Origin of the sequence: uncultured Chloroflexus sp. (assembly GCF_938091255.1) — a bacterium.
GTDB lineage: Bacteria > Chloroflexota > Chloroflexia > Chloroflexales > Chloroflexaceae > Chloroflexus.
The window spans coordinates 98698-122306 of the sequence record NZ_CALLJH010000008.1 but is presented as its reverse complement, the minus strand read 5'-3'; the positions used below and the strand labels follow the sequence as shown (position 1 = coordinate 122306).

The 23609-nt window shown below is 58.3% G+C and carries 23 protein-coding genes and 2 tRNA genes; 14 read left to right on the top strand and 11 right to left on the bottom strand.

The genetic code is table 11. From position 1 onward, the window contains the following. Nucleotides 1–62 precede the first annotated feature (62 nt). The 6 genes from Q1A00_RS04575 (at nt 63) to Q1A00_RS04550 (ending at nt 5635) form a co-directional block, all read left to right on the top strand. Nucleotides 63–1625 carry a tetratricopeptide repeat protein gene (locus Q1A00_RS04575; protein ID WP_298405218.1) on the top strand — a complete coding sequence of 521 codons (1563 nt, stop codon included), beginning with the start codon at nt 63–65 and terminating at the stop codon, nt 1623–1625. A gap of 79 nt (nt 1626–1704) precedes the next feature. Beyond that, entirely contained in the window at nt 1705–2133 is a 429-nt protein-coding gene (locus Q1A00_RS04570) for an ATP-binding protein (protein ID WP_298405216.1), read from the top strand. After that, a complete protein-coding gene (locus tag Q1A00_RS04565) occupies nt 2130–2456 on the top strand; it encodes an STAS domain-containing protein (RefSeq protein ID WP_298405214.1) in 327 nt (108 codons plus the stop codon). Before Q1A00_RS04570 ends, Q1A00_RS04565 begins: the two co-directional genes overlap by 4 nt. A 160-nt stretch (nt 2457–2616) precedes the next feature. Continuing rightward, nucleotides 2617–3567, top strand: a complete 951-nt coding sequence (locus Q1A00_RS04560) for an L-lactate dehydrogenase (protein ID WP_298405211.1) — start codon at nt 2617–2619, stop codon at nt 3565–3567. Nucleotides 3568–3597: 30 nt separating this feature from the next. Next, nucleotides 3598–3978: a response regulator gene (locus tag Q1A00_RS04555; RefSeq protein WP_298405209.1), complete on the top strand. Its 381-nt coding sequence runs from the start codon at nt 3598–3600 to the stop codon at nt 3976–3978. A 181-nt stretch (nt 3979–4159) separates the two neighbouring features. Continuing rightward, nucleotides 4160–5635 carry an HD domain-containing phosphohydrolase gene (locus Q1A00_RS04550; protein ID WP_298405206.1) on the top strand — a complete coding sequence of 492 codons (1476 nt, stop codon included), beginning with the start codon at nt 4160–4162 and terminating at the stop codon, nt 5633–5635. A 9-nt stretch (nt 5636–5644) separates the two neighbouring features. Here Q1A00_RS04550 and Q1A00_RS04545 read toward each other — a convergent pair whose 3' ends face one another. Next, nucleotides 5645–6556 carry a M23 family metallopeptidase gene (locus Q1A00_RS04545; RefSeq protein WP_298405203.1) on the bottom strand — a complete coding sequence of 304 codons (912 nt, stop codon included), beginning with the start codon at nt 6554–6556 and terminating at the stop codon, nt 5645–5647. 386 nt (nt 6557–6942) lie between these two features. On the opposite strand from Q1A00_RS04545, the gene Q1A00_RS04540 reads away from it, so the two are divergent. Together Q1A00_RS04540 and Q1A00_RS04535 are read left to right on the top strand one after the other, a co-directional pair. Next, nucleotides 6943–8745, top strand: a complete 1803-nt coding sequence (locus tag Q1A00_RS04540; RefSeq protein ID WP_298405201.1) for a hypothetical protein — start codon at nt 6943–6945, stop codon at nt 8743–8745. A gap of 96 nt (nt 8746–8841) precedes the next feature. Further along, nucleotides 8842–10182 carry a hypothetical protein gene (locus Q1A00_RS04535; RefSeq protein WP_299755461.1) on the top strand — a complete coding sequence of 447 codons (1341 nt, stop codon included), beginning with the start codon at nt 8842–8844 and terminating at the stop codon, nt 10180–10182. Between the two features lie 71 nt (nt 10183–10253). Here Q1A00_RS04535 and Q1A00_RS04530 read toward each other — a convergent pair whose 3' ends face one another. The 3 genes from Q1A00_RS04530 to Q1A00_RS04520 all read right to left on the bottom strand — a co-directional run bounded on the left by Q1A00_RS04530 (nt 10254) and on the right by Q1A00_RS04520 (nt 12356). Next, on the bottom strand, nt 10254–10940 hold the full coding sequence (locus Q1A00_RS04530) for a hypothetical protein (RefSeq protein WP_298405197.1): 687 nt from the start codon (nt 10938–10940) through the stop codon (nt 10254–10256). A gap of 121 nt (nt 10941–11061) precedes the next feature. Then, on the bottom strand, nt 11062–11559 hold the full coding sequence (ruvC, locus tag Q1A00_RS04525) for a crossover junction endodeoxyribonuclease RuvC (RefSeq protein ID WP_298405194.1): 498 nt from the start codon (nt 11557–11559) through the stop codon (nt 11062–11064). Between the two features lie 38 nt (nt 11560–11597). Next, nucleotides 11598–12356 (bottom strand): YebC/PmpR family DNA-binding transcriptional regulator, encoded by a 759-nt coding sequence (locus Q1A00_RS04520; protein WP_298405191.1) that lies wholly within the window; start codon nt 12354–12356, stop codon nt 11598–11600. A 145-nt stretch (nt 12357–12501) separates the two neighbouring features. Between Q1A00_RS04520 and Q1A00_RS04515 the strand changes: the two genes are divergently transcribed. The 3 genes from Q1A00_RS04515 (at nt 12502) to Q1A00_RS04505 (ending at nt 14927) form a co-directional block, all read left to right on the top strand. Then, the gene (locus tag Q1A00_RS04515; RefSeq protein ID WP_299755457.1) at nt 12502–14637 is read left to right on the top strand and encodes a cyclic nucleotide-binding domain-containing protein; all 2136 of its coding nucleotides are present in this window, start codon (nt 12502–12504) and stop codon (nt 14635–14637) included. 126 nt (nt 14638–14763) lie between these two features. Beyond that, nucleotides 14764–14850 (top strand) — tRNA-Leu (locus tag Q1A00_RS04510). 3 nt (nt 14851–14853) lie between these two features. Then, nucleotides 14854–14927, top strand: a tRNA-Gln gene (locus Q1A00_RS04505). Nucleotides 14928–15019: 92 nt separating this feature from the next. Here the strand turns inward: Q1A00_RS04505 and Q1A00_RS04500 are convergent. Continuing rightward, entirely contained in the window at nt 15020–15472 is a 453-nt protein-coding gene (locus tag Q1A00_RS04500; protein ID WP_298405185.1) for a zinc ribbon domain-containing protein, read from the bottom strand. A gap of 223 nt (nt 15473–15695) precedes the next feature. On the opposite strand from Q1A00_RS04500, the gene Q1A00_RS04495 reads away from it, so the two are divergent. Further along, a complete protein-coding gene (locus tag Q1A00_RS04495) occupies nt 15696–16274 on the top strand; it encodes a hypothetical protein (protein WP_298405182.1) in 579 nt (192 codons plus the stop codon). Between the two features lie 2 nt (nt 16275–16276). On the opposite strand, the gene Q1A00_RS04490 is transcribed toward Q1A00_RS04495, so the two are convergent. The 5 genes from Q1A00_RS04490 to hisC all read right to left on the bottom strand — a co-directional run bounded on the left by Q1A00_RS04490 (nt 16277) and on the right by hisC (nt 20213). Continuing rightward, a complete protein-coding gene (locus Q1A00_RS04490; RefSeq protein ID WP_298405179.1) occupies nt 16277–17263 on the bottom strand; it encodes a PrsW family intramembrane metalloprotease in 987 nt (328 codons plus the stop codon). 150 nt (nt 17264–17413) lie between these two features. After that, nucleotides 17414–18031: an imidazoleglycerol-phosphate dehydratase HisB gene (gene hisB / locus Q1A00_RS04485; RefSeq protein WP_298405174.1), complete on the bottom strand. Its 618-nt coding sequence runs from the start codon at nt 18029–18031 to the stop codon at nt 17414–17416. Continuing rightward, nucleotides 18003–18329, bottom strand: coding sequence for a nucleoside triphosphate pyrophosphohydrolase family protein (locus Q1A00_RS04480; protein ID WP_298405171.1), 327 nt, complete (start codon nt 18327–18329; stop codon nt 18003–18005). Before Q1A00_RS04480 ends, hisB begins: the two co-directional genes overlap by 29 nt. A gap of 1 nt (nt 18330) precedes the next feature. Beyond that, nucleotides 18331–19110 carry an inositol monophosphatase family protein gene (locus Q1A00_RS04475; RefSeq protein WP_299643295.1) on the bottom strand — a complete coding sequence of 260 codons (780 nt, stop codon included), beginning with the start codon at nt 19108–19110 and terminating at the stop codon, nt 18331–18333. Continuing rightward, nucleotides 19107–20213: a histidinol-phosphate transaminase gene (hisC, locus tag Q1A00_RS04470; protein ID WP_298405165.1), complete on the bottom strand. Its 1107-nt coding sequence runs from the start codon at nt 20211–20213 to the stop codon at nt 19107–19109. Before hisC ends, Q1A00_RS04475 begins: the two co-directional genes overlap by 4 nt. 115 nt (nt 20214–20328) lie before the next feature. Here hisC and fabF point away from each other — a divergent pair, with 115 nt between their 5' ends. Together fabF and holB are read left to right on the top strand one after the other, a co-directional pair. Next, on the top strand, nt 20329–21744 hold the full coding sequence (fabF, locus tag Q1A00_RS04465; RefSeq protein ID WP_298405162.1) for a beta-ketoacyl-ACP synthase II: 1416 nt from the start codon (nt 20329–20331) through the stop codon (nt 21742–21744). Between the two features lie 90 nt (nt 21745–21834). Then, the gene (holB, locus tag Q1A00_RS04460) at nt 21835–22857 is read left to right on the top strand and encodes a DNA polymerase III subunit delta' (RefSeq protein ID WP_298405158.1); all 1023 of its coding nucleotides are present in this window, start codon (nt 21835–21837) and stop codon (nt 22855–22857) included. A gap of 17 nt (nt 22858–22874) precedes the next feature. Here the strand turns inward: holB and Q1A00_RS04455 are convergent, their stop codons facing one another. Continuing rightward, nucleotides 22875–23555: a PIN domain-containing protein gene (locus Q1A00_RS04455; RefSeq protein WP_299755451.1), complete on the bottom strand. Its 681-nt coding sequence runs from the start codon at nt 23553–23555 to the stop codon at nt 22875–22877. Nucleotides 23556–23609 lie beyond the last annotated feature (54 nt).

Below are 23609 nucleotides of genomic sequence, written 5' to 3'. Positions count from 1 at the left end.
TACGGAGGGCGAGGGGCATGTTATAGTAGAAATCAGCATCTATCTGGTCGCCAAGGTGAGCTATGGCATCAACGAACGAACTCCAATTTATGCCCCTTGACCTTGACACCTTTAGCGGTAGCGAGCGTTTCATGACCGGCACACGGCTGGGGGCGGCGTTTAGTCAGGGGATGCGTTCATACCTGCGCGCGGCCTATGCCGATGCAATCGAACATTTCAAAGCGGCGCTCATTGCCGCGTATGTTGATGGTGAAGAGCAGGCCCAAATCTACGAGCGGGAACGGGCCATCATCTACCTCTATATCGGCAATTCGCTCGCGTTTCAGGATCATTGGGAAGAGGCGTTGCGCGAGTATCTTGAGGCAGTGCAAACCGATCCGCAATTGGCTGAAGCGCACTACAACCTTGGGGTAGCGTTTGCCGCGCTCGGCCAGATCGATCGGGCGATTGCCGCGTTTAAAGAGACGCTCGAACACAACCCCAACCTCTACGAAGCTCATTTTGCGCTTGGCCGCTGCTACCAGCGGATTGACGACGCCGGGAGGGCGTACATTCACTTTAGCAGCGCCTGCAACGCTCGCCCGCAAGCCGCCGAGCCGCGCTACTACATGGGCTTGATGCACCAGAGTCACGGTGCGCATGAATTGGCTCAGCGTTGCTTTGCCGAGGCGTTACGGGTTGAGCCGACCTTCGTCTCGCCCGAGCCAGTGCCCGACGAGCCGCTGGTCAACCGCAGTGAAGAAGAGGTAGCGCAGTGGTACTATCGTCTCAGCCAAGCCCTTAAGCAACAAGGCTACGAAGAAGAGGCCGAGCGGATCTATCGTGCCCTCTTGCAATGGCGGCCACAAGAATACGCTGCCCGCTATCTGCTGGGCAACCTGCTTGCGCGTCAGCGCCGGTTTGAGGAAGCTTACGAAGAATACGAGCAGGTGCCGCCGCAACATCGCCACTATGTTGACGCGCGATTACGCATGAGCTCCATCTTGCGTTTGCAGAAGAAGCCGAAACAAGCCTACGAAATTCTCTTCGCCTGCGCCCGCCTCAATCCGCACCACGGCCAGCTCTTCTTGCAGATGGGCAAACTGCTCTACGACATGGGAATGAACGCGCAGGCGGCGCGCGCGTTCGAGCGGGCAGTACAACTGATGCCAACCGATGCGCAGGCTCACTACCTGCTTGGTTTCGTCTACAATTCGTTGGGGCGTGATACGTGGGCGCTGGCCGCGTGGCGCAAAGCCGTTCAATTAGCTCCTGATGCCCATTCGTTACGCTTCGATCTAGGTTACATGTACATCCGGCGCGGTCGCTACGATCTGGCCGCGCGTGAGTTTCAACAGGTGCTTGAGCAATGGCCCGACGATGTCGAAACCCAGTTTATGTTAGGGCTGTGCTATAAAGAATTGCTCGAACCAACCCGTGCCATCCCGTTGTTTGAGAAAGTCTTGCGTCGCAACCCGCGCCATGCACAAGCACTCTATTACCTTGGTGCGTGCTATTTGCAGGTTGGCAATACCTCGTTAGGCAAGGCCTATCTCCGCCGGTACGATCATTTGGTGCGCCAAACGTCAGCAATGAATGGGGCAAGCCGGTCACGATCTCCTGCTCCCCCGCGGCTGTCCTCGTAACAATGGCAATACTCTGGTTCGTGTCATTCGTTACACTACGCTGGGAAGCGAACCGAGCAACGTGCGTAGAGGCAAAAGCATGCAACGAGTAGAGCTGCGTATTCCATCAATTCCGATCTTTGAACGAGTCGTGCGTGCAAGTGCCGCTGAAATCGGTAGTGCTGCCGGGCTGAGCCCCGAACGGGTCGAAGATCTGAAACTCGCAGTGAGCGAGGCGGTCAATAATGCGATTGATCACGGCAACCGCGGTGATACGGCCAAGCTGGTTGGCGTGATCTTTGATATTGATGGCGATAAGCTTGAAATCCGGATCAGCGATCAAGGTGGGGGGGTGGAACGGCTCGATTTCTCGCGGCATGTGATTGATGATGAACGGCTCGAGGCCGGCTACTTGCGCGGTTTCGGGATGTATCTGATTAGCGCGCTGGTGGACGATTACGAAGTGGATTCATCACAGCAAGGAACGGTGCTCACGCTCCGTCTGTATCGGAAGGATCGGCAACAATGAGCGACATTATTCGGCGCGAAGAGTTTGGTGATGTGGTGGTGCTGCACATCCTGACCACGAGCGTTGACGCAATCTCGGCTGCCGCCATTGCTGCTGAATGCCAAGAGATGCGTCCAATTACCGTGCTCGATTTTAGTGAAGTCTCGTTTATCAATTCAGCCGGTATTTCAGCATTGCTGAAATTTGTGGTGAATGCGCGCAAATCGGGGTATCAGCTTTTCGCAATGAACGTAACCCCTCATCACCAAAAGATCTTCAAGATGGTTGAAATGTCACGATATATGCCGACGATTGAAGAACGCGATCTAGCGGCGTACCGTTGAGGTACGGGCGGACGATTGTCCGCCGTTCCCCATATCTTCGCTCACCCCAGATAACAAATTGAAGACTCCTCCGGATTGTAATGCACTGCAACCGTTTCCTCATACGCGATCACCAATACGATATGGTATGATAATGGTGCAAACAATGAGGAGGCTTTGCATGAGTTTACGAAAACGCACCGGTAAAGTGGGCGTGGTTGGTACGGGCATGGTCGGTACGTCCTTCGCATATGCATTGATGCAGCGTAGCCTCGCCAACGAGTTGGTGCTGGTTGATATTGATCATGCCCGCGCCGAAGGTGAAGCGATGGATCTTAACCACGGCTTGCCCTTCGTTCGCCCGATGCGGATCTACGCCGGTACATACGCCGATCTAGCTGGCGCAGACCTGATCGTCATCGCTGCCGGTGCCAACCAGCGGCCCGGCGAAACCCGCCTCGACCTGCTTGGCCGCAATGCCGCCATTTTCCGCGAGATTATCCCGGCCATTCTTGCCGCCAATGATGATGGCATTATTGTGGTTGCCACCAACCCGGTTGACATTCTCACCACGATCGGCGCTCAGATCGCTGGCCCGGCAGCCAATCGGGTGATCGGGTCGGGCACGATCCTTGATACCGCCCGCTTCCGGTACTTGCTCGGCCAACATTACGGGGTTGATCCACGTTCGGTGCATGCCTATATCGTCGGTGAACACGGTGATAGCGAACTCGCCCTCTGGAGCCTAGCGAATATCGCCGGTGTCCGGCTGGTTGATTTTGTCGGCGCAAATGGGCAGGGGTACGATCAAGCGGCGCTCGATGCCATTCTCGAACAGACGCGCAATGCCGCCTATGAGATTATTAAGCGTAAACGGGCGACCTACTATGCCATTGGCTTGGGCTTGCTCGCGATTGCTGAAGCGGTGTTGCGCGATCAGCATACGGTGATGACCATTAGCAGTTTAATGACTGGCCAGTATGGCGTAACCGATATTGCGATTAGCTTGCCAACGATTGTCGGTCGCGATGGTGCGGAGGAGGTGCTCAATTTGCCCTTGTCGGAACAAGAAGTCGTGCTCTTCCAGCGTTCAGCCGCGATCTTGAAAGAGAATCTGGCTCACGTCAGTTAGGGCGAACCCAGCAGACGAGGAGAGTGCGCCGTGCCACCCACGATCATGGTTGTTGAAGATGATGCCGCAACGCGCCGATTGTACCGGTTTTTGTTGCGGAATAGCGGCTACAATGTCATCGAAGCCGAAGATGGGATTGATGCCCTTGAGAAGTTGGCGGTTCATGATTGTGATGTGATCATCACTGACATGAATATGCCGCGTATGGGGGGGATTGAGTTTGTGCGCACGCTTCGCCAGAATCGCTCGCAAGTCTATGTCATTATGGTGACGGCCTTCGGCACTCCCGACACCGAGAAGAATGCCTTTCGCACTGGTGTGAACGAATATTTAACCAAACCGTTCGATTTTGATGAGCTTGAGCGGCGGTTGCAAAATTACTTCGCTCGCCGTAATCAAGCAGAATCGTGAGCGTCGGCGTCGCCCACGGGATGATCAGCGGCACTTTCAAATCAGCATGTTAATGGCAATATTGTCATCAGCTACGTCGCTACTGTAGTCTTGGTGCAACGTTGGCATGGTTATACTACCCTTAGGGTAGTAACTGATCATGCACTGCGCCTGCTTATTGTCGAGCTGAGGAGCCTCTCGTATGGCGGATTATGCAAGTCCTGCTTCGATTACCCGCCCCCGGATCCTCATTGTGGAAGATGAGACCAATATCCGCGAGTTTTGCCGTCTCCTCCTGCGGCGTGCATATGACGTGGTTGTCGCCGAGCACGGGCTGGCAGCAATCACGATTCTGCAACAGCAACCTTTTGATCTGGTAGTGACCGATCTGCAAATGCCTCACGTCGATGGCATTGCCTTGATCCATCATCTGCGCGCTCATTATCTCAATACCGATGTGATCGTCATGACGGCGAATGCAACGGTTGAAACGGCGCGTGAGGCGCTGAAGCTTGGTGCGCTTGATTACATCGCCAAGCCGGTTGATGCCGAGCAGTTGCAAAAAACGATCCGTACTGCGCTGGAGATACGCCGGATCCGGCACGAGAAAGAACGGCTGTCGGATCTCGTGTTGATGTACCAGTTTAGTCAAGCGATCACTACCTCACTTGATATTGAAGAGCAGACCGCTCGCTTGGTCGAGTTCGTAGGCCGGCGTTTTGCGCCAATCCATATCAGCTTGTCGCTCGTTGATGCCGATGATGAGACCTTAGTCGTGCTCATCGGTTCCACTGCGGGTAATAATCTGCCGTTGGTCAAGGTCGATGAACAGACGCTGTCCGCTGCTCATCGGCGCCTCGTCGCCTTACCTGCTACATCGCAGGGACGCTCGATCGAAGTGGTGTTGCGCAGTCGCGATCGGGTGATTGGCATGCTTGATCTGGCTCGCTCTGATGAACAACCGCCCTTTGATGCCGCCGAACGGCACCTGATCGAAGTCTTTGCGTCGCAGATCGCCGCCGCTCTTGACAATGCCCGCCTGTATCGCGCACTCAAAGATCAGCACGAGCAGATGATTGCGGCGCTGGCCGGCGCCATCGAGGCCCGCGATGCTTATACCTATGGCCATTCGCGCCAAGTCACGCGCTATGCAGTGCGGTTGGCAATGGAATTGGGGCTGAATGAGGCCGAGATTGAGCGCATTCGTTACGCCGGTTTGTTGCACGATATTGGTAAGATAGGTGTGCGTGATAACATCTTGCTTAAAGCAGGGCCACTCAATGCGACAGAGTTGATCCAAATGCGTCAGCATCCGCAGATTGGCGTTCGTATCCTCGAGCAGATCCGTGGATTGCGTGATGTGTTGCCGATCATCGCTGCTCACCACGAGCGGGTTGATGGCAATGGCTATCCGCTGGGGCTGCGGGGTGATGAAATTCCGCTCGGCGCGCGAATTTTGGCAGTGGCCGATACGTTCGAGGCGCTGACTGCCGATCGCGCCTATCGTGCCGCGATGGAACCGGAACAAGCGCTCCAAGTGTTGCTGCGGGGACGTGGTACGCAATGGGATGCAGCAGTGGTCGATGCGTTTGTGCGAATGATGAACCGTGAACGGCTGTGGGAACAGTCGCCTCGCCTGCGCCAAGTCACACGGGTGCAGGCGCCGATTGAGTCGTAGGCGGCGCTGTCAGATCACGGCCTCAATGATGCGCGCGATGATAGCGAAGAGGCCGAGTATGACCAACCCGAATGTCACGATTCCCCCAAAGAATTCGCCAATCGTCGGTTTGGCTACGGCGACAGTTTCGACGGTCTGCACTGGGCAGTCTGCTTGAGCGGGCTCCACGGTCTGATCACGCTGAATGAAGCCGTGGGCAAGGCAAGCAGTGCCGTTGCGGTCACTGCGCAGCACATGGCGAAAGGCGATCGGTAGCCCGACGGCGGTGAAGAAGTCGGCTCGATCTTGCAATTGAAAGTGCAGGTGCGGTTCGCTGGAATGGCCAGAGTTGCCGCAGGCGCCGATCGGTTGGCCGGCGCGCACGGGTGTGCCGGGAGCAACGCACACACTGCCCTGCTGCAAATGGGCGTAGAGGGAATAGGCGTGCTCGTGATGTTTGATCACGACGTAGTTGCCGCGTAAATCTGGCGTGGTGATATCGATCCAGCCCGTGCCGGCGCGGGGATCGTCGCGAATGTTGTTGCGCACAGCGACGACCACGCCATCGGCAGCGGCTAGCACCGGCTGCCCAAAAGCAAGGTAGTTGGCCGGTTGGCGCGGATCGCCGCGGTAGGTCAAACCGGTCGCTTCATCGACAATTACAAAATCATACGCATACCGCTGGCTAATAAGGCTCCAAGAATGGGATGTCTGGCGAGTGACTCCGCCGTTAAACACCTTCCAGCGTCCGTGAAACGGTAATTGCACGGCAAAGGTCTCATCATAGGCAACGCCGCGCCGGAGAGCACGCCATTGTGCCGCCACATGCCCGCTAGCTTGCCGGAGAGTAAGCGCGAAACCATGGATGTTGAAAAGGCTCCAAATCGTGATCGAAATGAAGTATGTAGCGATGACTCTGAGCGCCTGTAATGGGGTGCTCATACGATCTCCATTTCACTGCGGGGGCTGCTGATCGTGGTGTCCGGTACGTGTTGCCGTGACATTGTACGTTTAGGGCATAGGTTTTGTTGCCCTAAGGCGGCGGATTTGCGCTTGCGCGGCAGAAAAGGGCTGTGGCGGAGGCATCTCTAGGCAGACTGTGCTGACGCTGGGAACTGATGCTGTGCGCTTGACGTTGAATCAGACAGGCGGGTATAATCGCCGTGGCTCTTCACCGAGTATCGTGTCAGCTTGCATGTGATTTGCCAGTCACGTATCAGGAAAAGCTCAGTTCGGTTTCGGTGAGGATTAGCTACTATGAACGAAGCAGGCTGATCACCGCGAGCCTGCCGCAATGGCGCGGAGTGATGAAGTAAGGGAGATTTTGCATGACACGACGGATCCTTACTGCGCTGGGGTTACTGGTACTGGCGGTTTCATTGCTGGCGTGGCCGCAGCCCGGCGCAGCGCAGGGCGGCGTGCCCGATACCTATCCGCCGTATCAGGCGCGTTATTTTCCCGAAACCGGGCATAGCGCGGTCAACTGGTTTCTAGAGGCATGGAAGAATACACCCAATGCGCTCTTCGTGCTCGGCTACCCGATCTCAGAGCCGTTTATCGAAGAGAGCTTTACCGAGCCGGGTAAGTTCTACCGCGTACAGTATTTCGAGCGTGCCATTCTTGAAGAGCACCCCGAGAATTTTGGCACGCAGAATAATCGCTACTACGTTCTGGGCCGATTACTAGGCAGCCGTTTGGTACAGGGGCGCGAGAATGAGCCGCCCTTCCAGCGCGTGCCCGATCCGGGTGACGGCACATGGTTTGCCCAGACCGGTCACACACTGCGCAATGATCCGGCGCCATTCCGTACATTCTGGCTCAACAACGGCGGCCTTGAGGTGTTTGGCTATCCGCTCTCAGAACAGTTCCAAGAGCGTAATCAGGCCACCGGCGAAGTTTACTGGGTGCAGTATTTCGAGCGTCAACGTATGGAGTGGCACCCCGATGAGCCTGACCCCCGCTACCGCATTCTGCTCGGCTTGTTGGGGAATGAGTATCGCGATCTGCGCCATCGCACCAATCCGGCGTTTAACTATCGCCCGGCTGACCAATCGCTACCGCGTCCGTTTATCTACGGTTTCAACGCTCATCTGTACGGGCAAGGTACTGCTTGGCAAGATCGCAATCGTGTCTTGCAGATGAGCCGCGACGCCGGTATCTATTGGATCCGCCAGCAGGTGCGCTGGATGGATTTGCATGATCGATCGGGTGCGATCTATTGGGCGGAACTTGACGATATTGTAGCTGATGCGAACCGGCAAGGGGTAAATTTGTTGCTCAGCGTGGTTGCTGCACCGAGTTGGGCCACTGCTAATGGCAGTAACGGCATGCCGCGGCGCGAGAACTTTAAGGATTTCGCCTACTTTATGGGCGAAATGGCGAAACGCTACAAGGGGCGGGTGCAGGCCTACCAAATCTGGAACGAGCAGAACCGCGCCTGTGAGAATGGTGGCGATTGTTCGCGCGATGGTGGCGTTGGCGGTCGAGTAGCCGATGCGAGCTATTACGTTGATCTGCTCGAAGTGGCGTACAAGGCGATTAAGGCTAACGATCCGATGGCGATTGTGGTCAGCGGTGCGCCGACCAGCACCGAGACCAACAATCCGAAAATCGCACTGAGCGACACGTCGTATATGGCGTCGATGGCCGCGAATCCTAAGTTCCGCGCTAACGTTGATGTGATCGGAGTTCACCCCGGTGGTCAATACAATCCGCCCGACACACTCTGGCCCGACCGCCCCGGCCCCGGCCCGCAGTGGCGCACCAGCCGCGAGTTCTACTTCCGGCGGGTGGAAGATATTCGCAATGTGCTGGTGCAAAACGGCTTAGGCGATAAGCAGATTTGGATCACCGAGTTTGGCTGGGCAACGCGCAACAATACCCCCGGTTACGAGTATGGTAACTCGATCTCGTTTGAACAGCAGGCCGAGTGGATTGTACGTGCATTCCAGATCGGTCGCCGCGAATATGCACCGTGGGTGGGGGCAATGTTCCTCTGGAACCTCAACTTTGCGGTGCCGTGGCGGGCGCAAGGGAATGAGTTGCACGAGCAGGCGTCGTTTGGTGTGATCAACGGCGACTGGAGTCCGCGTCCGGCTTGGTTTGCCATTCAGGCAATGCCGAAAGATTAAGTGATGACGGAGATGTGCAGCACGCTGCGCATCTCCGTTCCGTCCTAGCCAGAGGAAGTGTCCTCTTGGTCACTATGTGATCGATTGAGGTTTGTTATGAATACATTGTATGCACGGCGTTGGCAGATACTCATGCTTGTTTTCATGGTGGTGGCGGCGATCTTGGCTGCGTGTGGCAGTGAACCGGCTAGCCCGCCGGTGAGTAATGTGCCAACTGCAGCCATCGTTGCCACAACTGACACAGCAACGCTGCCGACCCCGGTACCAACGGCGGCGCCAACCAGCGTGCCGACCGCTGTAGCGGCTGAACCCACAGCGGCGCCGGTAGAACCGACGCCGGTGCCAATTAACCCCGATTATCTAGAATTCGGGATCGTCGGTCATCTTTACTACACTGACCGCGATCGTGTGTTGCAATTGGCGAAAAATGCTGGGTTTGACTGGTTCCGTCAGCAGGTGGTTTGGATGGATATCGAGGACCCTGTTAAGGGTATCTTCGGTTGGGATGAGCTAGATCGGATCGTTGACGCTGCCCACCGGTTTGGGATCAAGTTGTTGGTGAATGTCGTGCGTTCACCTACGGCCTACAATGCAACGAACGGCTTGCCCGATGATCCTGCAACCCTAGCCAATTTCCTCGAGCAGATGGTGCGCCGCTATGGCGACAAGATTCAAGCTTACGAAATCTGGAATGAGCCGAACCTTGCTGTGGAGAATGGCGGTGAGATTGTGCCAGAGGATGTGGGGCACTATGTTGAGATTCTGAAGGCGGCGTACACCCGGATTAAGTCGCTGAAGCCGGATGCGATCGTGCTCGCAGCCGCATCGTCGTCGAGTGGGGTGACGAATCCGGCTATTGCGCTTTCAGATCAAGAGTTCTACCGCCTGATGTACACCTACAACAATGGTGAAGTGCGCAACTACTTCGACGTGCAGGCGGTACATCCGGGTGGCGCAGCCAATCCGCCTGATACCCTCTGGCCTGATAATCCAAGCTTTATCCCCGGCTGCACACCGGCCCCCGATCGCTGCTGGAATGACCACGAGACGCACTATTTCCGCCACGTCGAGAATGTGCGCAAGTGGATGGAACAGTACGGGATGAGCGATAAGGAGATTTGGATTACCGAGTACGGTTGGGCGACACCGAATAACACGCCGGGCTATGAATTTGGTAACTACGTGACGCCTGAGCAGCAGGCGGAATACATCCGCGCGGCGATGTTGCGAGTCTACGAGAACTATCCGTTTGTCGGCAATATGTTCCTCTGGAATATTAACTTTGCCGTGCTCTGGGGCGAACAGGGGAATCCGAACCACGAGCAAGCCGCTTTCGCGATCCTCAACCCGGATTGGAGTCCGCGGTTGTCGTATTTGCGCGCGCAAGACACGATTGCGCAGATCAAGACGTGGCAGGGCCGGTTTGTCGCGCCGTAATGCGGCTAGGGGCGGTTCATAGGTTCATAGCCCTGCTCTGTCCCTATGTCACTCACTGTTTCAGGGGTGGTTCATTGAACCGCCCCTACCTTCACGCCTAATTTGGCTACTACCATTTCACCCCACTCACGCTCCAACTTACCGGCCAGCAGCCAGCCGGCGGGGTGGGGTTGCGCGATCATGTCGAGCACTTTGCGGTACGCCTCTGGTAGCGGGAGGTCAGGCAGTATCCAGCCTTCAGCGGTTGGAGCAAGGCGCAGTGTTGGCGGATCAGGCAATTGGCCATAAGCAGCCAAGATGGCTTCGTCGGCGGGCAGCGCCTGCCAGCCGGTGGCCGTGATGCGCAGATATTCAGCCGGCCCACGCCCGTGACGCCGGCGCACGATCTGGCCTTCTGGCAGTTCGAGCGCACCATCGGGAGTAGCTGGGAGGTTGCGCCAGCCGTTGGGGGCGGCTAGATCGAGCACGCTGAGTAGTTGCTTGGCGCTGATAGCGAGGCGGCGCAGCGGGCCAAGTTGGGTCGATGGCGGCGCGGGCAGGGCAGCGATCCGGTCGGGAATGGTCAGGGTGACGAAGCCACGGCTAGCGAGCCGGCCAAGCAGACCGGCGCGCCGCCAACTGGTGAGGTGAAAATGAAACCCCGCGCGCTCGCCTTCACCGCGCAAGACAGGGCCAAGCGCCGGGTTGTGGATGAGGAAAAGGTTAGGACGGATCTCTTCAAAATCGGCGGGAGCGCCGGGACGGCGACGAGAAGCCATAGCGGTGATTGGGAATAGCCACAAAGAGACGCAAAAAGTTAGTCTTAAACAAGTAATGTTCTCGTGCGTGTGATCGCGTGCATCGGCGAGAGACAAGCGCTGTGTTCCGGTGGCGGCCATCTCACGACGATAACCCGAACCGTTGCAGATTAGGCGCGGTATAAGCGTGACAAATCGCGATCGCGAGCGCATCGGCGGCATCATCCGGGCGGGGCACGGTGGTCAGGCCAAGGGTCAGGCGTACCATCTCTTGCATTTGACGTTTGTCAGCGCCGCCGTAGCCGGCCACCGCCTGCTTCACCGCCAGCGGCTTATATTCATACACCGGAATACCAGCTTGGGCGAGCGCCAGCAACGCCACCCCGCGTGCTTGACCAACGGTCAGCGCCGTATTGACATTCTTACCGAAGAAGAGTTCCTCTACGGCGGCGGTATCGGGGCGGAGGCGTTCGATAATAGCGCGTAGCCCGTTATAGAGCTGCAACAACCGTTCGGGCTGGGGCATACCGGCGGGGGTCGTGAGGGCGCCAGTCTCGATCAGGCGCAGATGACCGCCCGTAATCTCGACCATGCCCCACCCCATCGTTGCGGTACCCGGATCAATCCCAAGCGCGCGCACAATTCTCCTAGTTTGTGATCACTGCTGCTGACCGCGGGTTATGAGTCAAAGCGAGCCACCAGCTCGGCGGTAATATCGAGGTTAGAATAGACCTTCTGCACATCGTCGAGGTCTTCGAGTTTCTCGATCAAGCGCAGAGCGGCCAGCGCATCCTTCTCATCGGGTTGGATGAGTGTCTTCGCGCGCATGATCTTCTCGGCATTGCTAATCGGCACCCCTTGATCGAGCAACGCTTGCCGGATGGCGTTGAGTTGCGTCCATTCGCAATAAATTTCGAGCGTCTCGTCATCAACCACGACATCATCGGCACCGGCGTCGATCGCAATCAATTGCAGCTCATCGGGATCGCGCTTGGTGGCGCTGAGGTCAACAGTAATCAAACCCTTCTGCTCAAACATCCACGACACCGAACCGGGTTCGCCGGGGTTACCGCCATTCTTGTTGAAGGTCGCACGCACCTCAGAATTGGTGCGGTTGCGGTTATCGGTCGCGGCTTCGATCAAAATGGCAACGCCGCCGGGACCATACCCTTCATAGAAAATCTCTTCGAGGGCGGCTTCGTTTGATTTGCCCAAGCCGCGGTCGATCGCGCGCTGAATATTCTCATTCGGCATATTATTGGCGCGCGCCTTTTCCACTGCCAGCCGCAAGCGGAAGTTCATATCGGGGTCACCGCTGCCGCCTTCGCGGGTAGCAATTGTAATATCGCGGGCCAATTTGGTAAAGAGCTGGCCGCGACGTTGATCATTCACGCCTTTGGTACGGCGAATGGTATGCCATTTCGAATGGCCGGACATAGGACCTAGCCTCCTCAGTCATAGAAGGTTATACTATACCCAATTATAGCATGGTCATTGAGTGACGCTGTGTGGGTGGATCAATTTGGCTGGCGGTGGTGTTTAAGTAGACAGAATGGCGCACGGTTGCCGGCAGGAGAACGGTATGAAACCTTTGATGACGGATCGGGTGCATTGTCTCCCCAACGACATCTACATTGTGACAACAGCAGCCGGCAATGTATTGGTCAACAGTCCGCCGGAGAGCCTGAAATTTCTGTTAGCGCAGGGTTTGCCGCTCCCGGCGTATGTTATCTTGCCGCCAGATGCGCCGGCAGGGAGCGAACCCAGTTCGCGCGGATTTGTGCGGCGCGGGATCAACTACGCCAGTGTGGAATTTTTGATCTATGCCAACTTTTTTGGGCAGCAGCGCCGGATGACCTTGATTACGGTGACGGCGGCGCAGGCGCGGCGTTTGCGCACGTTGCTGAGCGAAACGATCAACGGCCCGGCAGCACTCGCCGAGTGGCCGGGGGCATGGTTGCAGCAAGAATGTGAGACGGTAGCGTTCTACCCGCCGCTCGGACGCGCGCCAACCGTTGATGATATGGTGTCGATTGTAGCATTGGAGACAGGTGGTGGTGATCTAGGGCCGGTGCAAATCGAGTATGACGGGAGCGATTTTTGCTTCCTTGAGCACGGCGTTGAGATTGCGCGCGTTCCCGCCGTGATCAATAGTGTGGCCCACCCCTTGGCGGTAGCGCCGCCGCGACCGTTGGTGCGGCAGACGATCACGTTACAGTTTATTGGCGGGAGCGACGGGTTTGACCCGACCGGAATCACTACCTGTTTTCTAGCCTATCTAGGAGCTGGCCAACCGTTATTATTCGATGCGGCGGCCTATCTCAACGTGCGATTGGCGCATTTGGGCCTGTCGCCGCGCCAACTTGATTTGGTCATCATCTCGCACCTGCACGAAGATCATATTGCCGGTCTGCCAGAACTTATTCTTACCGGCGGCAAGCGGGTGCAGTTAGTGACGGCGCAGCCGATCTATCGCTCGTTGTTGCGCGTGCTAGGGGCTATGCTCGATCTGCGGCCGGCGGACGTGGCCGAATTATTCGACTTCTACCCGCTTGATCCCGGCCAACCGTTGGACGTGCATGGCTACCGGTTTGAAGCGACCTATGCGGTGCATTCGATCCCGACCATTGCAGTGCGGGTAGGGGGGATCGGCTACTCGGGCGATATGCGCTACGACGAGGCGTGGTTAGAGCATCTGCATCAGAGCGGCCAGCTCAGCGCCGAGCGGCTGGCCGCTTTGCGCCAGTTTGCCGAAGGGGTAGAGGTGCTGGTGCATGATATGGGGGGCGGTGCCATTCACACGACGCCGACAGCGCAACTCTTGCGTGAGCTGAGTGCCAAGAGCCGGCGGTTAGTGTTGGCCCATACCAGTCGCCAAGATTGGGAAGTGGCTGATGAATTGGCTGGCCGGGTGGAAGTGGCGGTGAGCGGGCATGTGGTGGGGTTAGGAGAAGTTGTGGCCGATGACGAACAGCGCCAGCGGTTTGAGACCCTCACCATTTGCCCGATCTTTGCCCGCTTGCCGGCGGCTGAACGGGCGGAGCTGGCGGCGCAATGTGCAGTGCTCACCTATCCAGCAGGATGCACCATCGCCCACGAAGGCGATGGCTCAGACGGCAGTGCGTATGTGATCCATCACGGGATCGTCGAAATCTTGGTTGGTGGCGAACCGGTGCGGTTGTTGGGGCGCGGCAACAGCTTGGGTGAGCGGGGGGCCTTGATCGGCGAACCGCGCACGAGCACGATGCGCGCGCACAGCGAAGCGCAATTGCTGCATATTGCACCTGATCTGTTTACCGGCGTGGCGCGCCGGTTGGGGTTGCATGATGCGTTTGCCCGCGCCGAATGGTTGTGGCAACAACCGGCGTTGGCGCAGTTACCGTGGGCGACGTTACTCGATCTGGCGCTCGATGTTATGCCGCGTGCCATTCCGGCGGGGACAACCCTGTGCCGGCAGGGTGAGCTTGGCGCAACCGGCTATTTGCTGGTGTCAGGGCGATTAGCGTTTACCGGCACGACGACCGGCACCAGCGAGCGAAGCGGCGATTGCTTTGGGATGCGCGCGGCATTGCGGGGTGAACCGTACCGGATGACGGTGATGGCGCTGACCGACAGCATAGTGTGGATGATTGACGCGCCAGCATTGCAACGACACTATCTCATTTACCCCGACCTGTTGCTACACCTGCAAACGATCGATCGGTCGCGGGAGCGGTGAGGCGCGCCGTAGCAGCGCGCCAGAAGCGCATTACGCTGCGGTTAGCGCACTGCGGTGTTTGCGCCAATCATTTGACAAAGTAGGGGGAGCGTAGTATCATATGGTCGCGTCGGGAAACCGTGCCATGCCGAAGTGGCGGAACTGGCAGACGCGCTACGTTCAGGGCGTAGTGAGGGTGACCTCGTGTGGGTTCAAATCCCACCTTCGGCACCATAATGGGGGATAGTTTAAGGGTAGAACGCCTGGTTCTGGCCCAGGTAGTTGGGGTTCGAATCCCTGTCCCCCAGCCAATAATCTATACTATTGCCCCTTCTTCACAATGGTGTGAAGAAGGGGTTTTTCATGGAGTAGTGAGATAGGGGCTGGTTGTAACCTGCCCCTACTAGCCTACGCGGGTGCCGCAGCTTGGGCAAAAGATCGCGGTGGCCGGCATCTGAAACCCGCATTGCGGGCATATCTTGGGGCCGGCAGCGGTCGGTGAAGCTTCACTGATCGGTACCGATTGCACGGTAGGCGCTGGCGGCGGCGTTACTGGGGCAGGCTCGATGTACACCTCATTCTGCGCCTGTTTCAGCTCTTCCTCACGGGCTACTAACGTTGCTCGCAGTTGATCAAGCTTTGCCGCTAATTCAGCCAAGGTGGGGGCATGAATCTGGCCGGCCCGTTGCAGATCGTAGGCCCGCTGGCCTAATTCCAACAGCTTCTGATCGATCTGGCGCCGCAACTCGTTAATCTCTCCTTGCAAGCGGGTGGTCTTCTGAAACTTCTCGGCCTCGAATTTGGCCCGATCACCGACTTGCGAAATGGTTTTACTCAGTTGATCGAGCAATCCCATCACTATCTCCTTTCTATCGTTTGTCGCTAGCTTTAGTGTAGCATGCGGCGCAAAGCTCTTACCAGTTTGACGATCACGACGGCAATCTGGATGCGACGTAGCGCAACGACGACATGTAGTAGTCCTAGAGCAAAATCAACCCGTTGTACTATAGACGACGCGCGCAGCATGGCTCTACGATAACAGTGAAGTAGCCATCGTGCTGAACGCCGTGAGGTCTGCCGTGACAGCGATTATGCTCCAAACCCCACCTATTGATCCCCTCAACCAAATCATCACGTTGCTCGATCAATTACGCCACCGGTTGCCATTTGCCGAAGAAGAGCTCGTACATCATACCCAGCTACAGGCAATCTTGGCTGAACAGCAAGAGCAAAGCGCGGCGGCACTTGCGGCGTGGCGGGCAGCATTAGCGGTGCGTTGGGAGTGTGAGGTGCGCGCGCAACGCTTGTATGCCCATGTGCGCCGGCAAGTGATCGAGGTGGTCGGCACTGATGCGTCGTACTTGCAACTCTTTGAACCTGACTCGGCGGCGGGGGCGTTGACAGCGACCGATCTGCTCAATAGTTTACGCCGGCTGGCTGCGGTACTAAGCTTGATGCATCCCCAACCGCTATTCGCTGAGCAGGCATTGGCAGATCTCACAGCGATGGCGGCTGAGTTGCAGGCAACGATTATGCATACTGAACAGTGTGAAGCGGAGCGACGGCGGGTACAAGCCGAACAACGACTGTTGCTGGAATTGTGCCACCGCTCATACCGGCGCACGCGCCACCGGATCGCTGAACACTTGCGCGAGTAGGTCTACACTGCCGGCACCTCAGGGGCGAGTTGCGCAATCTCACGGCGCAGTTGATTGATGCGGGCGATAGTGTTGCGATGATTGCCGACGCCGGTAGCGAGGTGGTGTTTCTTGTGGGCCAGTTCAGCGCATGCTTCATAGAAGCGGCGAGCAGTGGCGCTGCGCGTCCGGTTGCGAAGTTGGCCGCTGAATGATTTGGCTGCGAAATACTGCGATGGCGAGATAATTCCGGCAGAGACCTCTTCGGCCAAGTACGTTGCAATGTGATGCTGTTCGCGCCGGATTTCCCAGATCACTAACCCCAAAACGACCACCCACGTTGACCAGTCAACCAGCAGGGTGAGGCCGAGGCCGGTTAAGCCAAATTCACCGGCCAAAAAGACCGCCATGGTATTGTGCAGGGCGTGAAGGCAGACGGCGAGCAGCCAGCCGGCAAAGGGCGAGATGAGGCGCACGATGCGGTTGGGGTGCAGGCGAGACATCGCTAACCCTAAGCCGATCCATGCGGTATAGACGGCGTGACCCCAGCCGCCCAAAATCACTCTCAGGACAAAGAGCGTGATAAGACCGCCAAACCCATCCTCGGTATAGCCGAAAAAGTAGAGGTAGAGCAGATTTTCGGTGGCCGCAAAGCCGAGCGCTGTGATCGCCGCATAGAGCATGCCGTCGAGGCGTGAGTCGAACTCTTCGGGGAAGGCGAACATAATGATGACGACGGCAATGCCCTTCAAGCTCTCTTCGACAAGTGGCGCGAGCAAAGTTGTGCCGGCCACTTCGGCCGAGGCTTCGCCGATAAAGATGGCTAACGACGCTTGGACTATTCCCGTCCAGACAATTGCGCCTAAGGTGGCGACAAACGCTCCCCAGAGAAACGCACCGAATAGCAGGCGGCGCGGCTCTTTTTCAAACCGGTCGAGCCAATAGGCGATGCTGGCGTAGATGAAGGCCGGCACGAAGCTTAGTACAGCCGCAGTGACGAACCCAATCATAGCACCTCCTCAAGGGCAGGGTATCCAGTTGCATGGGTTAAGTGGGGGCAGCGACTCTCACCCCCAACCCCGCGCTTGGGCAGGGGAGCGGGTAGTGGTTGGGGAATGAGCGCTCGTGGGGGGTTGCGCCCACTATCGATGAACGGAATCTTACAAGACCCCCTTCGTGCTCGGTACCGCGCCGCCGAGACGCGGATCGATGCGGGTGGCGGCATCAAGCGCGCGCCCGCAGGCTTTAAACAGCGCCTCGATCTTGTGGTGGTCGTTGCGCCCGTACAAGATCTGCGCGTGCAGGTTGAAACGGCCATGAAAGGCGATGCTCTCGAAGAGGTGCGCGATCAGGTCGGTGCCGAGCTGGCCCACGCGCGGCGTAACAAAATCGGCTTGCACCACGCAGTAGGGCCGCCCGCCCAGATCGATCGCTACCAACGCTAGCGCTTCATCCATCGGCACGAAGCTATGGGCGGTGCGGACAATGCCAGCGCGCGCGCCAAGGGCTTGATCGATGGCGCGACCCAAACAGATACACACATCTTCGGCGGTATGGTGCTCGTCAACATGCAGATCACCGTGGGCGCGGACGGTGAGGTCAAACAGACCGTGGCGTGCCCACAAGGTAAGCATATGGTCGAGGAACCCGATCCCGGTTTGCACATCAGCCTGCCCGCTGCCGTCGATCGTTAGGGTCAGCGAGATACTCGTCTCGCCGGTGATGCGATCGATGGTGGTGCGACGGATCTCACTCACTGCGCTGTTGGCTTCGCTCACTGCTGAATCCTTCCGGGTAGCGGCGGCGCAACTTCTCGATATTGGCCGCCATCACTGTGCCGAGCGATATGTCAAGGGTATCGCAGGCCAGCGCCACATACCACAACACATCGCCCAATTCTTTAGTCAGGGCGTCGCGGTCGAGCGGGTGGCCGTGGAAGAGGTATTTTTTCACCGTGTCGGCAAACTCGCCGGCTTCGCCATTGAGGCCAAGCGCAGCGTTCACCAGCCGCTCTTGGGGTGACAGGCCGGCGGCCAAGGTGCGCATGGCCAAGCGCTGATAGTCGTCGGCGTTCATACTACTCCTCACCAGTAATCAACGCTAAGAGTTCGGGCAAGACGTGGCGGTTGCTGCCAATGCCTTCGTGATGGTAGATCGTTGGCACGCCTTGCCAATCGGTATATGCACCGCCAGCCTCGGTCAGAATCGGCAAGAGCGCGGCGGCGTCCCACACATTCATTTGCGGATCGAGCGCGACTTCGGCGCGACCGGTGGCCACCAGCACATAGCCATAGCAATCGCCCCACGTGCGGAACAGACCGGCGCGGCGCACGATGCGCTGGAAGGCTTCGGCGCGGCCATACTGCTCGTAGCCGTGGGCAATTGTGCCGACGACCAGACTCTCGCGCAGCGACGAGACGTTGGAAACGCGGCATGGCCGGCCATTCCACGTACATCCCAAACCCTGCGCCGCCGTGACCATTTCGCCGAGGACGGGAATATGGATCACGCCGAGCACCGGCTCGCCATCGCGGAGCAGGCCGATCAGGACGCCGTACAACGGCACACCGCGGACAAAACTCTTGGTGCCGTCGATCGGGTCGAGCACCCAGCGAAAAGTGGCATGTTCGCTGCCGCTCAGACCATCTTCTTCGCCGAGCACCGCGTGATCGGGGTAGGCAGTGGTAATGGCTGCACGCAGGTAACGTTCGGCCTCGCGGTCGGCAATCGTCACCGGTGATTCGTCGGCTTTGCGTTCAATCGTGACACCCTGCTGGAAATAGCGCAGGGTAATCTGACCGGCTTCGTGGGCGATCTGACGGGCAAACACCAGCATAGATTCGAGCGATGCAGTCATTGCGACACCTCGGCGAGGGTAGCGAGCAGAGCATCAGTTTGGGCGGGGGTGCCAACGCTGATGCGGATATACCCATTGAGCAGCGGGGTGCGGTAATGGCGCACCAGCACGCCGCGCCGTTCGAGCGCGAGCTTGAGTTCGCGGGCATCGCGCCCCTCAACCCGGCAGAGGATAAAGTTGGCAGCGCTGGGAAAGGGGGTAAGGAAGGGGAAGGCTTGCAAACGGGTAGCGAGCCGTTCGCGTTCGGCGACGATGGCTTGCACGCGCTGGTGCAATTCGGCGACCGATTCGAGCGAAGCGATGGCAGCAGCTTGGGCAGCCACCGAGACGTTATACGGCTGCTTAATCTTCCAGAGCTGCTCGATCAGCCAGCGGGGGAAGAGGCCATAGCCAACGCGCAAACCGGCCAAGCCGGCCCACTTGCTGAAGGTGCGCAGAATTGCCAGATTCGGATAATGGTCGAGCAGATCACTCGCACCGATCGGTAGCCTGCCCGGTTCGGCAAACTCGACATACGCTTCATCAACCACCACTAGCAAGGGCAATTCGAGGATGCGCAACAAATCGACGCGCGGCAGCGGGTTGCCGGTAGGGTTGTTGGGAGCGGTGAGGAAAATCGCCTTAGCACCTTGGGCAGCCGCCCGCTCGATCGCCGGTAGATCGAGGCTAAAGTCAGGCTGGCGGGGGACGGTGATCACCCGCCCGCCGCAGATCCCGGCGTCAAAGCGGTACATACCGAAGGTGGGCGGGCAATCGATGATCGCGTCGCCGGGGCTGATAATCAAACGCAATACGAGATCGATTAACTCATCGGCGCCGGCCCCGCAGAGAATCTCTTCAGGAGGGCGGCCCGTGTAGCCGGCTAGCGCCGCGCGCAGCGCAGTGTGTTCAGGGTCGGGATAGATATGGTACGTTGCGGTATGTTGCAACGCTGCTAACGCCGCCGGCACAGGGCCATACGGATTCTCGTTCGCGTCAAGCTTAACAATCTGCTCAACCGGCAAGCTGAGGCGAGCAGCGAGCACTTCGAGCGGCACTATCGGCGTATACGCTTCGAGATCGGCAATTTCAGGACGAATAAGGCCGGGCAAAACGGGCGTCATAATGATTGCTTTTGGTGAATGTGCTGAACTCGTCTTCGGCGAGTATGATACCACAGGCGCGGCGGCTGCGTGGTATAATTCAGACCTTGAATAATTGCATTGAGGGAGGGACGCCATGACCCCGCGAGCACTGGATCGGCGCGCAGCGTTGCGGGCCGAGCTGCTCGGTCTCGTGCGCGAGCATGTGCCAGATGAAGCGATTGAAGCACAGATCGAGGCGCTGCTAGCCGAGGTGCTGGCCAACGAACCGGCGGTGGAACCGCAGACAGGAGCGAACGATCAGCAGCCGCCTGATCAACGGATTGTGGTGACCGGGATAGGGGTCGTCTCGCCGTTTGGGGTCGGCGTCGAGCCATTTTGGGCCGGATTAGCGGCTGGACGGAGCGCAATCGGGCGGATCACCTTTTTCGATCCGAGCGGGTATCCGTGCCAGCTCGCCGGGCAAGCCAACGACTTTCAGCCGCAGGCATTTATGGATGTGAAAGAGGCGCGGCGGATGTCGCGTGCCAGCCAGATGGCGGTGGCGGCGGCGCGCATGGCGGTGGAGCATGCTCGGTTGCCGCTAGAGCGGATGGCACGCGATGAGATCGGCGTCTTGATCGCGAGCGGTACAACATCAATGCCTGATGTCGAGCAAGCGGCAGCAACGCTCGTCCAGCGCGGGGGCATGAAGATCAGTCCGTTCTTTATTCCAGCAGCACTACCCAATATGCCGTCGAGCCAAGTTGCGATCCAGCTCGGGTTGCGCGGCTACACCACCTCGATTTGTACGGCTTGCGCAGCAGGGGCGCAAGCGATCGGCGAGGCGGCGGAAGTGATCCGGCGCGGCGATGCCGAGGTGATGCTGGCCGGTGGGGCTGAAGCGCCGATCACGGCGCTAAGTTTGGGGGCCTTCTGCGTGTTGCGGGCCTTGAGCACGCGCAGCAATGATATGCCGGAGCGGGCCTCGCGCCCGTTTGACGCGCTGCGCGATGGGTTTGTGCCGGGGGAAGGTGCGGCGGTGCTGGTGCTGGAACGGCTGAGCAGTGCGCAGCGGCGTGGCGCGCCGATCCTCGCCGAGCTGATCGGGTATGGCGTCTCGGCGGATGCTTATCATGTGACTGCCCCCGATCCCGATGGCGAAGGGGCTGCGTTGGCGATGCGACGGGCCTTGCGGCATGCCCGGCTAGCACCGCAGCAAGTTGACTACATCAATGCCCATGCCACGAGCACACCGACTGGCGACATCGCCGAGACGCGAGCGATTAAGCACGTGTTTGGCGAATATGCCTACAGTGTGCCGATCAGCTCGATCAAGTCGATGATCGGCCATCTGACCGGCGCGGCGGGTGCGGTCGAGGCGGCGGCAACGATCCTCGCTTTGCACCACGGCCTGATTCCACCGACAATTAACCTCGAACACCCCGACCCGGAATGCGATTTGGATTATGTACCGAACGTAGCCCGCCCGGCGGCATTGCAGGTGGCGATTTCCAATTCGTTTGGGTTTGGCGGGGTGAATGCCGTGTTGGCCTTCCGCAAGCTGCTGTGATCTAACATCGGTTGGATCACAGCAGCCAGAGATCCGGGCCGCCGTGGATAGAGAGCCGTACCACCGTGCGGCTCTAGCCAATCAAATGCCATGTGGGATATTTACGGTCACGAATGGGCTATTGAGCAGTTGCGCAGCAACATCCGGTCGAACCGGGTGGCGCATGCGTACTTGTTTGCTGGGCCGCCGGGAATCGGCAAATCGCTGTTGGCGTTGCGCATGGCGCAGGCGTTGAACTGCGAGCGGCAGATGGGCGATCCCTGTTTACAATGCCGGACGTGCCGGCGGATCGAGCGTGGCAGCCATCCTGATGTGCGAGTGGCTGGAATGGCGACGCAAGCGGCGGCGGCAAAGGCTGATGAGGCGGCGCGGCAGAAAGAGCTGAAGATTGCAACGATTCGGGAATGGCAGCGCGATATTGCCTTGCGGCCTTACGAAGCGGCGTGGCGGGTGTTGATCTTGCACGATGCCGAGCGGCTGAGCGAAGAGGCGGCTAACGCGATGCTGAAGACGCTGGAAGAGCCGCCCGATTACGCGACGTTGTTGTTAGTGGCCCACAGCAGCGAACTACTGCCGACAATCGTCTCGCGTTGCCGGGTGCTGCGGTTGCGTCCGCTGCCGCGCGAGCAAGTAGCAGCGGCGCTGCAAGCGCGTGGCGCGGCGCCGGAGTTGGCCATAGAGCTCGCGGCATGGAGCGGGGGCCGGGTCGGGTGGGCGATCAGTGTATTGGCCGATCCGGCAGCGCAGGCAGCGCGGCGCGAGCAGTTGGCGGAATTGATCGGGTTGGCTGAGCAAGATCTGAGCGCGGGTTTGCGCTGGGCCGAGCAGCGGGCGAAAGAGTACCGCGCCGGCGAGCAAGAGACGGCGCTGGCATGGCTGGAATTGTGGCAGAGCTGGTGGCGCGATGTGGTATACGTCGCCGCTGGGTGTGACGAAGCGGTGACGAACGTTGATCGGCGGGCCGAACTAGCGGCAGCGGCCCGGCGGGTCACGCCAGCGACGGCGCTGGCCTTCTTGCAGCAGATCATTGCTGCTGCCCAACAACTGCGCGAGAACGTCAACCCGCAATTGGCGCTTGAGCATCTTGTCTTGCATCTTCCGCGGGCGAAATGAAGGTTGCGGTTGGGCGCTTATAAGTGATACCGCAACCGTTGCGACGCACCTTCTTCGAGTGAGATCAGGCGATTGGTGAACAGCATCGTCGTGAGCGCCTCGGTTTCGGCGGCGGTGAGTTGTTGTTTAGTCAACGAGGGCAGATGGTTGCGCAGCTTATCGAGCGTGCTGGGGCGTGAGGGCGTATGGTGTTTTAATCGTTCAATCACCACCTCGTACAGCTCGTTTAATGATGGTTTTGCGCCGTTGGCAGCGAGCAGCGATGATGATTCAGGTGCGGCAGGCATTGCCGGAATTAATTGCTGGTCATTGGCTGCGGTGTTCTTGCGCAAGAAGGGGAGATCATCAATGCTGGCCGAGCGATATACCTTTAGGCGCTTTTCGCGCAGATGCTGGATGAGCGGGTCGAAGCCGGTATCGTTTGAGACGATGTGAAAATAGGCGTTTGCGCCGCGTTTCACCAGTATGCCGAGATAAAACGCGATATGAAAATCCAGTGCATTTGCGCCGCTCGCGCCGATCTTTACGTACATCGCGCGATTACCCAGTCGCTGCATCGCATCGGCAAACTCGAACGGGATATGTTTCTGGTTTGCGCCAACAAAGGTGATGATGGGCACAAAGGAAAGGTTTGTGAGGGCGGCGAGATTGGGTTGGACATTCTCGTAGTCGATAAGAATGTAGTTTACCGGTTGCATGAGAACGTTTCCTTACTGGTGTGAATGCTATACTTAGATTATAAGGATCACAAT

Bases quoted from the DNA above. Each gene is read 5' to 3' on its own strand.
- Q1A00_RS04560 (WP_298405211.1), top strand. From the start codon at position 2,617: ATGAGTTTACGAAAACGCACCGGTAAAGTGGGCGTGGTTGGTACGGGC.
- Q1A00_RS04520 (WP_298405191.1), bottom strand. From the start codon at position 12,356: ATGTCCGGCCATTCGAAATGGCATACCATTCGCCGTACCAAAGGCGTG.
- Q1A00_RS04500 (WP_298405185.1), bottom strand. From the start codon at position 15,472: ATGGGATTGCTCGATCAACTGAGTAAAACCATTTCGCAAGTCGGTGAT.
- Q1A00_RS04550 (WP_298405206.1), top strand. From the start codon at position 4,160: ATGGCGGATTATGCAAGTCCTGCTTCGATTACCCGCCCCCGGATCCTC.
- holB (WP_298405158.1), top strand. From the start codon at position 21,835: ATGTGGGATATTTACGGTCACGAATGGGCTATTGAGCAGTTGCGCAGC.
- fabF (WP_298405162.1), top strand. From the start codon at position 20,329: ATGACCCCGCGAGCACTGGATCGGCGCGCAGCGTTGCGGGCCGAGCTG.
- Q1A00_RS04535 (WP_299755461.1), top strand. From the start codon at position 8,842: ATGAATACATTGTATGCACGGCGTTGGCAGATACTCATGCTTGTTTTC.
- Q1A00_RS04475 (WP_299643295.1), bottom strand. From the start codon at position 19,110: ATGACTGCATCGCTCGAATCTATGCTGGTGTTTGCCCGTCAGATCGCC.
- Q1A00_RS04570 (WP_298405216.1), top strand. From the start codon at position 1,705: ATGCAACGAGTAGAGCTGCGTATTCCATCAATTCCGATCTTTGAACGA.
- Q1A00_RS04545 (WP_298405203.1), bottom strand. From the start codon at position 6,556: ATGAGCACCCCATTACAGGCGCTCAGAGTCATCGCTACATACTTCATT.
- Q1A00_RS04540 (WP_298405201.1), top strand. From the start codon at position 6,943: ATGACACGACGGATCCTTACTGCGCTGGGGTTACTGGTACTGGCGGTT.
- Q1A00_RS04575 (WP_298405218.1), top strand. From the start codon at position 63: ATGGCATCAACGAACGAACTCCAATTTATGCCCCTTGACCTTGACACC.
- Q1A00_RS04455 (WP_299755451.1), bottom strand. From the start codon at position 23,555: ATGCAACCGGTAAACTACATTCTTATCGACTACGAGAATGTCCAACCC.
- Q1A00_RS04515 (WP_299755457.1), top strand. From the start codon at position 12,502: ATGAAACCTTTGATGACGGATCGGGTGCATTGTCTCCCCAACGACATC.
- Q1A00_RS04490 (WP_298405179.1), bottom strand. From the start codon at position 17,263: ATGATTGGGTTCGTCACTGCGGCTGTACTAAGCTTCGTGCCGGCCTTC.
- Q1A00_RS04530 (WP_298405197.1), bottom strand. From the start codon at position 10,940: ATGGCTTCTCGTCGCCGTCCCGGCGCTCCCGCCGATTTTGAAGAGATC.
- Q1A00_RS04480 (WP_298405171.1), bottom strand. From the start codon at position 18,329: ATGAACGCCGACGACTATCAGCGCTTGGCCATGCGCACCTTGGCCGCC.
- hisC (WP_298405165.1), bottom strand. From the start codon at position 20,213: ATGACGCCCGTTTTGCCCGGCCTTATTCGTCCTGAAATTGCCGATCTC.
- Q1A00_RS04565 (WP_298405214.1), top strand. From the start codon at position 2,130: ATGAGCGACATTATTCGGCGCGAAGAGTTTGGTGATGTGGTGGTGCTG.